Consider the following 13,458-nt stretch of genomic DNA (forward strand, 5'->3'; position numbering starts at 1 on the left):
ATGATAGAACGTGTTCTAGTTTTGCGTCGGCGATCATGCCCGGCGCGCTGTCGGACAAAGGAATCTCGATGGACTGGTACACCGGGAACACCACCTACGACACGGTGCTGGCCATCGCCTTCGCCTTCGCCGCGTTCGTGATCGTGGGCGGGCTGTTCGCGCAGAGTCCCTACGGCCGCTTCGCCTCGACCTCGATCGGCTTCAATCTCAATCCCAAGCTGGGCTGGTGGTTGATGGAACTGCCCGCGACCGTCGTGTTCGCGGTGTTCTACTTCTCCGGCCCCGACCGTTTCGAACCGGTGCCGCTGGTGCTGGCGGCGATCTGGCTGCTGCACTACGGCAATCGCGGCTGGTTCTTCCCGCTGTCGATCCGGCAGGTGCCGGGCAAGAAGAGCAGCTTCAACTTCTCGGTGGTCGCGGCCGGGGTGTTCGTGACCTCGCTGCACGGCTACCTCAACGGCGCGTTCTTCAGCAACGACTACAAGAACCAGTACGGCACCGCCTGGCTCACCGACCCGCGATTCCTGATCGGGCTCGTCGTGTATCTGTGCGGATTCGCGCTGCTGGTGCGGTCCGAGGCGATCGTGCGCAATCTGCGTGACAAGGACAACCCCGGCGCCGCCGAGTACCGCATCCCGTACGGCGGCGGCTTCCGGTTCGTCAGCAGCCCGGCCTACCTGGGCGAACTGATCGCCTGGGCCGGGTTCGCGCTGCTCACCTGGTCGCTGGCGGGTGTGGCGATCTTCCTGATCACCGCGGGCAACCTGGTGCCGCGCGCCTTCGCGACGCATCGCTGGTACCGGGAGAAGTTCGTCGACTACCCGTCGCATCGCAAGGCGCTGATCCCGGGCGTGATCTGAGCCGGACACAGCAACACCGCGGCCGAAACCTCGACCGCGGTGTTGTGTCGAATCAGTTCTTGGGGAACTTCAGCTGCGACAGGTCGATGCCGTCCAGACCGGGCGGCAGCTGATCGAGCCCCGGCGGCATCTGCGACAGGTCCATGCCCGGCGGCAGGCCCGCGGGCATGCCGGGGAATCCACCGCGCATCTTCGGCGGGGTCGGGCCGCGGCCACCCTTCTTGCCCTTCTTGCCCTTCTTGGTGTTGCCGCGGCGCGAACCGGGCAGGCCCATCTGACGGCCCATCATGGCCATCATCTTCTTGGCCTCGAAGAAGCGGTCGACGAGCTGATTCACCTCCGAGACCTGCACGCCCGAGCCGTTGGCGATGCGCAGGCGGCGGGAGGCGTTGATGATCTTCGGGTTGTCGCGCTCGGCGGGGGTCATGCCGCGGATGATGGCCTGCACCCGGTCGAGCTGCTTGTCGTCGACCTGAGCGAGCACGTCCTTCATCTGACCGGCGCCGGGCAGCATGCCGAGCAGGTTGCCGATCGGGCCCATCTTGCGGATGGCCAGCATCTGGTCGAGGAAGTCCTCGAGGGTGAGCTCGCCGCTGCCGATCTTGCGGGCGGTCTCCTCGGCCTGCTGGGCGTCGTAGACCTGCTCGGCCTGCTCGATGAGGGTGAGCACGTCACCCATGCCGAGGATGCGCGAGGCCATCCGGTCCGGGTGGAAGACGTCGAAGTCCTCGAGCTTCTCACCGGTCGAGGCGAACATGATCGGCGAACCGGTCACATTGCGCACCGACAGCGCCGCACCACCGCGGGCGTCACCGTCGAGCTTGGTGAGCACGACACCGGTGAAGCCGACGCCGTCGCGGAACGCCTCGGCGGTGCTGACCGCGTCCTGACCGATCATCGCGTCGAGGACGAACAGCGTCTCGTCGGGCTGCACGGCATCGCGGATGCCCGCGGCCTGGCGCATGAGCTCGGCGTCGATACCGAGCCGGCCCGCGGTGTCGACGATGACCACGTCGTACTGCTTGGCCTTGGCCTCCTCGACACCGGCGCGGGCGACGCCGACCGGGTCGGCCGCCGAGATGCCCAGCGGGTTCTCGCCGCCGCCGACGGAGGTGCCCGGGTGCGGGGCGAACACGGGCACGCCGGCGCGCTCACCGACGACCTGCAGCTGGGTGACCGCGCCGGGGCGCTGGAGGTCACAGGCGACCAGGATCGGCTGATGCCCCTGGCCCTTCAGGTATTTGGCGAGCTTGCCCGCCAGGGTGGTCTTACCCGCACCCTGCAGACCGGCCAGCATGATGACCGTCGGCGGGTTCTTGGCGAGGTTGAGCCTGCGGGTCTCGCCGCCGAGGATGCCGACGAGCTCCTCGTTGACGATCTTGACAACCTGCTGCGCCGGGTTGAGCGCCGCGGAGACCTCCGCACCCTTGGCGCGCTCCTTGACGTTGGCGATGAAGCCGCGCACCACGGGCAGCGCGACGTCGGCTTCGAGGAGGGCGAGGCGGATCTCGCGCGCGGTGGCGTCGATGTCGGCCGGTGACAGACGCCCCTTACCGCGCAGATCCTGCAATGCACCGGTAAGCCGGTCGGACAGGGATTCGAACACCGATCGCGCTCCTGATCTGAAAGGGACGTCTATTGCCCTCCCAGGGTAATGGGTGTTATTCCCGGTGGCGCACGTGCGGTGGCGTGGTGCGGCACAACTCGTGATTCTCGATGTTCACGAGGTACACCGCTTCCCTGCCGGTGAGGCCGAGTTCGCGAGCGAGTGCCTCGATGCGCTGCCATTCGGCATCGGGGCTGTCGATATGCCGTGCGGTGGTCGACGCGATGGTCATCGCGGCCAGGGCTTGGGATCCGGTCAGTGTGCGACCGGGTAGCCACGAAACCACCCACAGGTCACCACCGACGCAGCGCGCGATGTGCGCGGTCGCGTCGCTGGTCATCATCGATGCGGAAACGACTTCGATAGCCACAGATCTGCTCCCCTCGTACGAGTGACAGCCAGACCTCTCGAATGCTATAGGTCCATTCTCGACCGATCGGGCAGCGATCACGGTTTGCGGGGCAACCTGATAGCAATCGGTGAGTAAACCGTGTCCTGTTGATCTCAGTCGGTGACATCCTCCGTCGACGGCGGCGCGGGCGCCGGATGCGGAACGACGTCCAGAACGGCCTTTTCGATGCGGTCTCGTAGCTGCGGGCTGTCGGCGTCGCCGAGATCGAGGCAGAACGCGTCGACCACGGCCGAACCCATCGTGACCACCTTGGCCCACCGCACGTTCGCCCCGGTCGCGGCGAAGGCGCCCGCCAGCCTGCTGAGCAGGCCGACCCGGTCCTCGGCGCGCAGTTCGAGGATGGGCTGGCCGGGTGTGCTGGTCGTCGACCAGATCAGCCGCGGCACGGCCCGCGCGTAGCGGCCTGGCCCGGCGCCGACGGCCTCGGCTTCGCGTTTGGCCAGCACTTCGGTCAGATTCAGCGCGCCGGAGGTCGCGCGGATCAGCTCCTGTCGCAGCAGGCCCGCGTCGGGCGGGTCACCGAACTTCGGGGTCACCACGAAGGTGTTGATCGCCGAGTCCCCCGCCGCGCCGAGCGCGGCCGAGAGGACACGCAGGGAGTGCAGGGCCAGCACGCCCGCCGCGTCGGAGAGCAGACCGGGCTCGTCGGGAGCGATGACCGTCACCACGTAGGTGTGCTTGCCCTCGCCGGGCGCGAGGGTGACGTGCACGCCACCGGCCCTGGCCTTGTCCAGCAGGACGGGGTCGATCGGTTCCGGTTGCGGCAGTGGCTCCCCCGCCATCACCAGCTTGCAGCGGCGGACCAGGTCGCCGATCAGCGAAGCCTTCCAGTCACCCCAGACGCCGGGGCCGGTGGCCATCGAGTCGGCCTCGGCCAGCGTGTGCAGCAGTTCGAGCAGACCGGCATCGCCGTCGAGCGCGTCGGCGACGTGACGCACCGTGTCCGGGTCGGCCAGATCGCGCCGGGTCGCGGTGTCGGGCAGCAGCAGGTGGTGGCGCACGATGGCGCTGAGGGTGCGCACGTCCGAGGGCCACAGGCCGAGCCTGCGTCCGATATGGGTGGCGAGTTCGGCACCGACCACGCTGTGATCGCCCGCCCTGCCCTTGCCGATGTCGTGCAGCAGCGCACCGAGGGTGAGCAGGTCGGGCCGGGCGACCCTGGTGCTCAGCGCACCGGCGTAGGCGACGGTCTCCATCAGGTGCCGGTCGACGGTCCAGGTGTGCAGCGCGTCGCGGGGCGGCAGGTCGCGCACCGCGCCCCATTCGGGAAACAGCCTGCCCCACAGCCCGGTTCGATCGAGCGCCTCGACCGCGTCGATGCTGCCGCGGCCGGCACCGAGCAGCACGAGCAGATCGTTGAGCGCGTCCTTGGGCCACGGCTCGCGCAGTTCGGGCGACTCCTCCGACAGCCGGTTGAGCGTGGTCGCCGACATCGGCAGCCCGGTCTGCGCCGAGGCGGCGGCGACCCGCAGGATCAGGCCGGGATCGCGCTGTGGCCGCGCGTCCCTGGCCAGCACCACCTCGCCGGCGTGCTCGACCACCCCCTCATCGAGTGGTCGGCGCACCGGCATCCGGCGCAGCCGGGCCAGGCCGCGGCGCGGCAGCGCGTTGGCCGCGGTGCGCAGGCCGACATCGGTCGAATAGCTGACCGTGCGGGCCGAATCGGTCAGCGTGCGGGCCAGATCGAACCGGTCGCCGATGCGCAGCGCGGCGCCGATCTCGTCGGCGTCCTGGGCGCGCAGCTGGTCGCGGGCCCGGCCGGCGACCCGGTGCAGTTCGGTGCGCACGTCCAGGAGCCTGCGGTGCGCCTGCTTCAGGCCGCCGCCCGGCACCTCGGGGCCGAGGCCCGGCATGGCGTCGGTCAGCTGGGCGATGGCGAGTGCGTCGAGCAGCTGAATGTCGCGCAGCCCGCCGCGGCCGTTCTTCAGGTCCGGCTCTGCGCGGTGGGCGATCTCGCCGCTGCGCTGCCAGCGGGTGGTGGTCTGGGCGATCAGGTCGTCGAAACGGGACCTGATGCCGGTCCGCCATTCCCGGCGCACCCCGCCGATGAGCAGGTTGGACAGATCCTCGTCGCCGACGATATGCCGGGCCTCGAGCAGGCCGAGCGCGGCGATCATGTCGTCGGCGGCCACCCGCAGTGCCTGCGGCACCGTGCGCACGCTGTGATCGAGCTTGATGTGGGCGTCCCAGAGCGGATACCAGAGCTGATCGGCGATCTTCGACACCACGGCGGGGTCGACATTGTCGTGCAGCAGTACCAGATCCAGGTCGGAGTACGGCAGCATCTCCCGGCGCCCGAGCCCACCCACCGCGACGACGGCAAGGCCGCTGTCGGCGATGATGCCCAGCTCGTTGCCCTTGCTGGTCAGCCAGAGTTCGAACAGGTCGACCAGCGCCGCACGCAGGGATTCCGGATCGAGCCGCGGATTGCGGGTCCCCGCCCCGTCGAGCAGCTGCGCCCTGGCCTTGACCAGGTCGGCCGCCCCGTTGTGCTGAATACCGCCGTTCTGTTGTGCCACAGTCCCACCGCCATTCATGCGGGCGGCCCCGCCCCGACCGGTCGTGCCGGTGGGAGCGGGGCCGCCGCTCGATCGTTAACCGTGCTTCGCTACCGAATTACAGTGCGTCGCTTCCGCGTTCGCCGGTGCGGACACGGATGATGGTGTCCACCGGGGTCACCCACACCTTGCCGTCACCGATCTTTCCGGTGCGCGAGGCCTCGACGATCACCTCGACGACCTTCTCGACCGACGCATCGTCGACCACGACCTCGACGCGGACCTTCGGAACGAAGTCCACCGAGTACTCCGCACCGCGGTAGACCTCGGTGTGGCCCTTCTGCCGTCCGTAACCCTGGACTTCGCTGACGGTCATGCCGAGCACGCCTGCCTGTTCCAGCCCGGTTTTCACATCTTCGAGCGTGAACGGTTTGACGATTGCCGTAACCAGTTTCATGTTCGTCATGCCTCCTTGACGAGCGAGCGTGCCGTGCCACCCACAGCAGTGAAATCGTATGCGGTTTCCGCGTGCTCGGACTCGTCCAGACCCGCCGACTCGGCCTCTTCGCTCGCGCGCAGGCCGATGGTGAACTTGATCGCGTAGGCGATGACGGCCGTCACGACGAGCGAGTAGGCCAGGACCGCGAAGGCACCGACAGCCTGCAGCTTCAACTGCTCGACTCCACCACCGTAGAACAGACCATCGACAGCCGCGGGAGCTTCGGCCGTGGCGACAAGGCCGACCATCAGGGTGCCGACCAGACCACCGACGAGGTGGACGCCGACGACGTCGAGCGAGTCGTCGAAACCGAAGCGGAACTTCAGACCGACGGCCAGGGCGCACAGCGCACCGGAGACGATGCCGATGGCCAGCGCGCCGACCACGTTCACCGACGAACACGCCGGGGTGATGGCGACCAGACCGGCGACGATGCCCGAGGCGGCGCCGAGGGAGGTCGGGTGACCGTCACGCAGACGCTCCACGAGCAGCCAGGCGAGCATGGCGGCCGCGGTGGCGATGGTGGTGGTGAGGAAGGTGGCACCGGCGATGCCGTTGGCGCCGACCGCCGAACCCGCGTTGAAGCCGTACCAGCCGAACCACAGCAGACCGGCGCCGAGCATCACGAACGGCAGGTTGTGCGGACGGAACGGAGTCTTCGGCCAGCCCTTGCGCTTACCGAGGACCACGGCAAGGACCAGGCCGGCGACACCGGCGTTGATGTGCACCGCGGTACCACCGGCGAAGTCGATCGCCTTGATGCCGGTGGCGATCCAGCCACCGTTCTCGGCGGTGACGCCGTCGAAGGCGAAGACCCAGTGCGCGACGGGGAAGTACACGACGGTGACCCAAATTCCGGCAAACAGGAGCCACGAACCGAACTTCAGGCGGTCGGCGACCGCGCCCGAGATGAGTGCGACGGTGATGATCGCGAACATGAGCTGGAAGGCGACGAACACCGACAGCGGAATGGTGCCCGCGAGCGGGATACCCGCCGGCGCCTCCGGATCGGTGGTGGCCAGGTACTGACCGCCGAAGACGCCCTTCAGGCCGAAGTACTGCAGCGGGTCACCGAGGAAGTTGCCCTTGTCCTCGCCGAATGCCATTGAGAAGCCGTAGAGACACCACAGGATGGTCACCAGACCCATCGCCGAGATGCTCATCATGATCATGTTCAGGACGTTCTTGCCACGGACCATACCGCCGTAGAAAAACGCCAAGCCCGGCGTCATCAGCAGCACGAGTGCTGATGCGGTCAGCAACCATGCGGTGTCACCGGCGTCGGGTGCGCCGATTACGGGAAATGCCACCTTGTGTTCCTCCTCATCTCGGGCCCTGCCGATGACGGCAAAAGGACCTGTACAGAGGGTCGCCACTCGGTGTTTCATCCGTTGAGCAGTGGTGTTTCACCTGAGTGAACGGATTGCGCGGTTGTGTTGCTTCCACGTTTCGTGCGGTTGGCCACCACCTGCGTGCTCACAGTGAGGCTGGTACGAGTGTGCGGTTCACCGTGCATTCGCGGTGGGAGGCCGACGCGGCGTTTCTCCTGGAAAACAGCGCTGCCCGCCCGATCGCTGGGATCGGGCGGGCAGCGGGGGGAGCTAGGAGGTACCGCCGAGCAGGGCGTCGACGAAGGCGCCGGGCTCGAACGGCGCCAGATCGTCGGCGCCCTCACCCAGTCCGACGAGTTTCACCGGAACACCGAGCTCGTGCTGCACCTGGAACACGATGCCGCCCTTGGCGGTGCCGTCCAGCTTGGTCAGGACGACGCCGGTGATGTCGACGACGTCGGCGAACACCCGCGCCTGCATCAGCCCGTTCTGGCCGACGGTGGAGTCGAGGACGAGCAGCACCTCGTCGACCTCGGCCTTCTTCTCGACGACCCGCTTGACCTTGCCCAGCTCGTCCATCAGGCCGGTCTTGGTGTGCAGGCGGCCCGCGGTGTCGATGAGGACGGCGTCGACGCCACGGTCGATGCCCGCGGTGACCGCGTCGAACGCGACGGCGGCCGGGTCGGCGGCCTCCTTACCGCGCACGGTGTCCGCGCCGACGCGTTCGCCCCAGGTCTGCAGCTGATCGGCGGCGGCGGCGCGGAAGGTGTCGGCGGCGCCGAGCAGCACCCGGCGGCCGTCGGCGACCAGCACGCGGGCCAGCTTGCCGGTGGTGGTGGTCTTGCCGGTGCCGTTCACGCCGACGACCAGCAGGATCGCCGGGTGATCGGCGTGCGGCAGCGCGTGGATGGACCGGTCCAGCTCGGGGCGCAGCGCCTCGATCAGCACGTCGCGCAGCGTCGCGCGGGCCTGTTCGGGGGTGCGCACGCTGCGCGTGGCCATCTCCTCGCGCAGGCGTTCGACGATCTTCGCGGTGCTCGCGGTGCCGATATCGGCCAGCACGAGGGTGTCCTCGATCTCCTCCCACGAGTCCTCGTCGAGGTCGCCACCGCCGAGCAGGCCGAGCAGGCTCTTGCCGACGGCGTTCTGCGAGCGGGACAGGCGGCCGCGCAGGCGGACCAGCCGGCCCGAGGTGGGGTCGATCTCTTCGATGGCGGCGGCGACGGCGTCGACCTCGGCAGGCGCGGTCTCGGCGGGTGCTTCGGTGGGGGCCGGTTCCGCGACGGGCGCGGTCTCGGTCGGTGCCGCCTCGGCCGGGGCGGTGTCGGCGGGCGCGGTCTCGGCGGGTGTGATCTCGGTGGGCGGGGCGGTGGTGACCGGCGGTGTGTCGAGCGTGCTCAGATCGTCCGGGACCACCACGTCCTCGGTGACCTGCACGTCGCTCTCGGGCAGCGGGACATCGGTGATGCTGCGCCGCGGCGCGTCGCGCGGGACGGCGGCATCGTCACCGACGTGCGGCTGCCCCTCGGTATCGGTCCGCTCGGGCGCCGGTTCGGGGCGCGGCAGCGTGGTCGCCGACCCGCCCTGTTTGAAGTTGAAACCCCCGGAGGCGGTGTAGCCACCGGACTTGTCCGTCAACTCCTTGTCCGGCTCGGGCGGCGCCAGGGAGATCTGGCGCCGCTTGTACAGGACGAAACCCGCGACGAGCGCCACCAACAGCACGGCGGCGATCGCGGCGATCAGGATCCACGCTTGCGAACTCACCCGGCCGAGTCTATTCGGGCGGCCGATCGTCCCACGTCGGCGGCGTCGGCGCGGCGGGTCGGTAGCTGGGGAAAGGGCCCGTCGGCTCGCCGGGGAAACACTACAGATTCGTTGTCCTGCGGAACTTCTGGCGCTCGCCCCATAGGATCGGCGGCGTGACCGATCGAAACGTGCTTGGGGGGCCGCTGGAAGAGTGCGGCACCGATCCTCTCACGGGCTTCTACCGGGACGGCTGCTGCAGCACCGGTCCGGAGGATCTCGGCAGCCACACCGTGTGCACCGTCGTGACGGCGGAATTCCTGGAGCATCAGGCATCCATCGGCAACGACCTCAGCACTCCGCGGCCGGAGAACAACTTCCCCGGCCTGCAGCCGGGCGACCGCTGGTGCGTGGTGGCGGTGCGCTGGTTGCACGCGCACGAGGACGGGGTCGCGGCGCCGGTGGTGCTGGCCGCGACGCACGAGAACGCGCTGGAGGTCATCTCTATGGACATCCTGCGCAAATACGCCGTCGACGTCCCGGACGATGTGAGCGATCTGCTGTAGCTAGGGGTGGCGCCTGCGGTGCGCTTTCTGGCGGCAGGCCGGTGAGCAGTAGCGGGCGGGTCTGCCGGTGGTGGACCGGTGGACGGCTCCGGCGCAGACGGGGCAGCGCGGTGGCGAGGTTTCGTCATGTCGACGAGTTTCGTCACGGTCGACTTTCGTGGGTTCCGTTACGGGTGAGGGGCGGGTTCGCAAGGCATCGAGGATGAGGACGACGGCCGGCGCCAAGGGGTCGTCGGCGCGCCGATGTCGTTGGATCGCAACGCATCCGGTGTAGATGTCGAGGACGTCGGTGACGGCGACATCCGGGCGGACCGCGCCCTGACGTTGGGCGGCGGTGAGCAGTGCGCCGAGGGCGCGGTGGAAGCGGTTGCCCGCGCCGCGCAGGAGGGCGCGCGGCCAGCCGTCGTCGGATTGCACCAGGTCGCAGAGGTCTTTGTTGCCTGGCGTCGTGGTGATGACATGGGCGCACAGGGCGAAGAAGGCGGCACCGGGGTCCGGGTCGGCGAGGTGGTCGGCGGCCAGCGCGGCCAGGCGGTCGACGCGCTGTTGCATCACCGCTTCCAGAAGATCGGTTTTCGTGGGGAAATGCCGGTGGACGGTGCCCGCGCCGACGCCGGCGCGCCGGGCGACCTCGGCCAGTGAGACGGCGGTCCCCCGCTCGGCGAGCGCGCGTTGCGCCGCGGCGAGGACGAGGGCGCGGTTGCGCCGGGCGTCCGCTCTGATCGCGGGTTCCACCCTGTTGTCGACGGTCATTTCGTTACGCCCTCCCTGCACGACACCTGGCCAACCGGGTCGAACCGCCCGTACCGTCCGGAATACGGGTCGCCCGACCCGATTGTAGGGAACGAAACGGAGCTCATCCGCAATGTCATCAGCACATCCCGTTCTGATCACCGGTGCGACCGGCAAACAGGGCGGTGTCACCGCCAAGAAGCTGCTCGCCGACGGCCACCCGGTACGCGCCCTCGTCCGCGATCCCGCCGCTCCGTCGGCCCGCGCGCTGGCCGAGGCGGGCGCCGACCTGGCGACAGGCGATTTCGACGACCCTGCCTCGCTGCGCGCAGCAGCGACCGGCGCGCGTGCCGTATTCCTCATTCCCCCAGCCGATTACGGTCCCAGCGGTTGGACAGCGGGCCTGGAGGCCCAGCGCGGCATCGCGATGGTCGAGGCGGCTCGCGCGGCCGGCGTCGAGCAGATCGTCTTCTCCGGCATCGCGACCATGGGCGCGGCCGACTCGTGGGGCCAGGAGGGCAAGCGGCAGATCGAGGACGCGATCGTCGCCTCGGGCCTGCGCTACACGCTGCTGCGACCGGTCCGCTTCATGGAGAACTACCTGCTGCAGGGCTCCCCCGTCGACGGCGTCCGCGCGGGCGGTGAGCACCCGCACCTGTTCCCGGCCGACCGGCCGCTACAGATGATCGCCCTCGACGACATCGGCGCGTTCGCCGCGCTCGCCTTCGCCGACCCCGACGGCTGGCACGGCCGCGCCCTGGAACTGGCAAGCGACGCGATCACCCCCGTCGACGCGGCAGCCGCCATCAGCGCGGCCACCGGCCGCCCGATCCACTACCGCGAGGTCACCGAAGCCGAAGCCGAGGCGATCGGTCCACAGCTCGGCAACACCTGGCGCCTGATCCGCGAGACCGGCGGCTGGCAGGCCGACCTGCCCGCCCTGCGACAGCTGTATCCGCAGCTCACGACCCTGCCCGAGTGGCTGGCTCGGGGCGGCGCCGAGAAGATCCTGGCCCGGCTCGACGAGTCGGCACCGGCTGCCTGACCTCCGATCCGGCCCGCCGAGCGGGTCGCGCCGGCGTGCCAGGCGGCACCGCTGGGCGATCCCGCTGTACCGGGCGCGCCGCCGGGCGATCCGGCGGCCTCACCCCACACCACACGACCCGGTCGGCGGGCAGTGACGGTGGTGGCGATATCCCGCCAGCGACCGGTGCGCCCGCTTCCTACCGTCGGTCGTTGTGAAAACTGAATCTGTCGCCACGATGCCCACCGGAACGGCGCTACGTGGCTCCGTCGTGCTGTTCATGTCGCTGGCCGCGGCCCTGGGGACCGCGGCCCTCTATCCGCTGCAACCGGCGATCGGGGCGGTCGCGGACTCCATCGGCACGTCGATCGCCGCCGTCGGTTTCGCGTTGGCTTGCGGGCCGGTCGGGTATCTGGTCGGGCTCGGTCTCCTCGTTCCGCTGGCCGACCGCTACTCGCCCGCGCGGCTGTTCGCGATCCAATTCGGGGTGCTGGCGGTGGCGTCGGCGGCGTGCGCGACGGTCGACAGCGCGTGGCAGCTGGGGCTGGTGATCGGGGTCGTCGGCGCGTGTTCGGCGGTGGGCGCCGGACTCAGTTCGGTGGCGGGCAGGCTCGCGCCACCGCGGCGTCGCGCGACGATCCTCGGCATCGTCACCGCGGGGATCTCCGCCGGGATCCTGGCCGGGCGCATCGTCGGTGGGTGGCTCACCGACGAGATCGGCTGGCGCGGAATGCAGTTGGCGTTCGCCGGTGCCTGCGCGTGCGTCGCGCTCGGCTGCCTGGCGGCGCTGCCGACCACGCGGGGCACGACCGACCGCGGCTACCTCGCGACGCTGCGCTCCCTCCCCGGCCTGCTGGCCCGCGATGCCACGCTGCGGATCGCGGCGATCCGCGGCGCGCTGTGGTTCTTCGCGTTCTGCGCGGTGTGGAGCGGACTCGCGGTCGCGCTCGCCGAGCCACCGTTCTCGTACTCGGCGGAACGGATCGGCCTGTATGCCCTGGCCGGACTGTCGGGCATCGCGGCGACGCGGATCGCGGGCGTGTGGACCGACCGGGTCGGCCCGCGACGCGTCATCCTGATCGGCCTCGCCCTGGCCGGGTCCGCCGCGCTCGTCGTCGGCGGCACGCTCACCAGCACCGCGGGGACGCTGATCTGCCTTGTGCTGTTCGACGCCGGTCTCTTCGCCGCCCAGGTCGCGAATCAAAGCACCGTGCTCGCCATCGACGCGGCGTCGCCCGCTCGCTTCAACAGCGTCTACATGCTGGTGTACTTCGTGGGCGGCAGCCTCGGCACCGCCTTCGGGGCAGCGGCGGTCGCGTGGTTCGGCTGGACCGCGACCGCCACCATCGCGGCCCTGGCGATCGGAGTCGCGGCGATCTTCGTGGCAGCCACATCCAGTGGCTCAGCTCCAGCCGGGCGCCATCAGGAACCCTGAGTGACGATCTCGTGCGCCGGTTTCGGTGCTCCCCGGCGCCGCGCGGATCCTGATCTGCCCGGCGCCGGTGGGCCACCCCCGGCTCAGTTCAATGCGCCGTTGTAGTCCGGGAACTTGAAGGTGCGCTCGGCATGCCCGCCCGACAGGTCCGACGGGCTGTTGCCGATATTGGCGACGATCGTGTAGCCCTTGCTCTCGATATCGACCCGGCTCGCGGTCTTGTACTCGGCCAGGCCGGCATTGCCCGCCGACAAAGTGGTCGGCGCGCTGCCGTACAGCGCGTCGACCGGATAGCCGACCGAGGTCAGATTCGCCTGCGAGTAGGCGTTGACCAGGGCGGGCCTGCCGGTGACGAAGATGATCGCGGCGCCGTTCTGCTTCGCCCAGGTCGCCAGGCCGAGCACCGGCTGGATCGCCGGGATGATCAGGCCGGTGTTGTAGGAGGTCTCCAGCGTGGTGTTGTCGATGTCGAAGACGATCGCGGGCCGGGTCGCGCCGGGCAGCCGACCGGCGAGATAGGTCTTCGCCTCGGCCACGACGGGGGTGATCTCGCCTATCCACTGCGCGTACGGCGGCAGCTCGGACTTGTTGCCCGACAACGAGGACGAGCCGCCGCCGGACAGCGACGACGACCCGGTGTCGGCGCCCGCGGCGGGCAGTGGAGCGAGGAGCGCGGCCGCGACACCGGCGACGAGCGATGCGGTAAGACGTTTCATCTATCGCACGCTAACAGCGGACCGAGCCAATGAAAC

General features: G+C 69.6%; 12 protein-coding genes. 4 read left to right on the top strand and 8 right to left on the bottom strand.

The features are described 5' to 3' along the window. The first annotated feature begins 68 nt into the window (after positions 1-68). A complete protein-coding gene (locus IEY60_RS05520) occupies positions 69-860 on the top strand; it encodes a phosphatidylethanolamine N-methyltransferase family domain-containing protein (protein WP_189024404.1) in 792 nt (263 codons plus the stop codon). 52 nt (positions 861-912) lie between these two features. On the opposite strand, the gene ffh is transcribed toward IEY60_RS05520, so the two are convergent. From ffh to ftsY, 6 genes are all read right to left on the bottom strand, one after another. Further along, positions 913-2,466: a signal recognition particle protein gene (ffh, locus tag IEY60_RS05525; RefSeq protein WP_189024406.1), complete on the bottom strand. Its 1,554-nt coding sequence runs from the start codon at positions 2,464-2,466 to the stop codon at positions 913-915. 55 nt (positions 2,467-2,521) lie between these two features. After that, positions 2,522-2,836, bottom strand: coding sequence for a hypothetical protein (locus IEY60_RS05530; RefSeq protein WP_229739554.1), 315 nt, complete (start codon positions 2,834-2,836; stop codon positions 2,522-2,524). A gap of 134 nt (positions 2,837-2,970) precedes the next feature. Then, complete coding sequence (locus IEY60_RS05535; protein WP_189024408.1) at positions 2,971-5,415, bottom strand: [protein-PII] uridylyltransferase; 2,445 nt, start codon at positions 5,413-5,415, stop codon at positions 2,971-2,973. A gap of 79 nt (positions 5,416-5,494) precedes the next feature. Continuing rightward, a complete protein-coding gene (locus IEY60_RS05540; protein WP_110036141.1) occupies positions 5,495-5,833 on the bottom strand; it encodes a P-II family nitrogen regulator in 339 nt (112 codons plus the stop codon). 5 nt (positions 5,834-5,838) lie between these two features. Continuing rightward, the gene (locus IEY60_RS05545) at positions 5,839-7,185 is read right to left on the bottom strand and encodes an ammonium transporter (protein ID WP_229739555.1); all 1,347 of its coding nucleotides are present in this window, start codon (positions 7,183-7,185) and stop codon (positions 5,839-5,841) included. A gap of 291 nt (positions 7,186-7,476) precedes the next feature. Then, positions 7,477-8,970 (bottom strand): signal recognition particle-docking protein FtsY, encoded by a 1,494-nt coding sequence (ftsY, locus tag IEY60_RS05550; RefSeq protein WP_189024412.1) that lies wholly within the window; start codon positions 8,968-8,970, stop codon positions 7,477-7,479. Positions 8,971-9,125: 155 nt separating this feature from the next. Between ftsY and IEY60_RS05555 the strand changes: the two genes are divergently transcribed. Next, positions 9,126-9,515 carry a DUF2237 family protein gene (locus tag IEY60_RS05555; RefSeq protein WP_019048221.1) on the top strand — a complete coding sequence of 130 codons (390 nt, stop codon included), beginning with the start codon at positions 9,126-9,128 and terminating at the stop codon, positions 9,513-9,515. Here the strand turns inward: IEY60_RS05555 and IEY60_RS05560 are convergent, their stop codons facing one another. Further along, complete coding sequence (locus IEY60_RS05560; RefSeq protein ID WP_189024414.1) at positions 9,516-10,268, bottom strand: TetR/AcrR family transcriptional regulator; 753 nt, start codon at positions 10,266-10,268, stop codon at positions 9,516-9,518. Between the two features lie 112 nt (positions 10,269-10,380). Here IEY60_RS05560 and IEY60_RS05565 point away from each other — a divergent pair, with 112 nt between their 5' ends. Further along, positions 10,381-11,292, top strand: coding sequence for an NmrA/HSCARG family protein (locus IEY60_RS05565; RefSeq protein WP_189024416.1), 912 nt, complete (start codon positions 10,381-10,383; stop codon positions 11,290-11,292). Between the two features lie 193 nt (positions 11,293-11,485). Continuing rightward, a complete protein-coding gene (locus IEY60_RS05570; protein ID WP_229739556.1) occupies positions 11,486-12,706 on the top strand; it encodes an MFS transporter in 1,221 nt (406 codons plus the stop codon). 83 nt (positions 12,707-12,789) lie between these two features. Here IEY60_RS05570 and IEY60_RS05575 read toward each other — a convergent pair whose 3' ends face one another. After that, positions 12,790-13,422, bottom strand: coding sequence for an HAD family acid phosphatase (locus tag IEY60_RS05575; protein ID WP_189024418.1), 633 nt, complete (start codon positions 13,420-13,422; stop codon positions 12,790-12,792). Positions 13,423-13,458: the final 36 nt, after the last annotated feature.

This window comes from Nocardia rhizosphaerihabitans, from assembly GCF_014646295.1.
GTDB lineage: Bacteria > Actinomycetota > Actinomycetes > Mycobacteriales > Mycobacteriaceae > Nocardia > Nocardia rhizosphaerihabitans.

Excerpts from the sequence above, each read along its gene's own strand:
- IEY60_RS05520 (WP_189024404.1), top strand. The coding sequence starts at position 69 with ATGGACTGGTACACCGGGAACACCACCTACGACACGGTGCTGGCCATC.
- IEY60_RS05535 (WP_189024408.1), bottom strand. The coding sequence starts at position 5,415 with ATGAATGGCGGTGGGACTGTGGCACAACAGAACGGCGGTATTCAGCAC.
- IEY60_RS05540 (WP_110036141.1), bottom strand. The coding sequence starts at position 5,833 with ATGAAACTGGTTACGGCAATCGTCAAACCGTTCACGCTCGAAGATGTG.
- IEY60_RS05560 (WP_189024414.1), bottom strand. The coding sequence starts at position 10,268 with ATGACCGTCGACAACAGGGTGGAACCCGCGATCAGAGCGGACGCCCGG.
- IEY60_RS05565 (WP_189024416.1), top strand. The coding sequence starts at position 10,381 with ATGTCATCAGCACATCCCGTTCTGATCACCGGTGCGACCGGCAAACAG.
- IEY60_RS05575 (WP_189024418.1), bottom strand. The coding sequence starts at position 13,422 with ATGAAACGTCTTACCGCATCGCTCGTCGCCGGTGTCGCGGCCGCGCTC.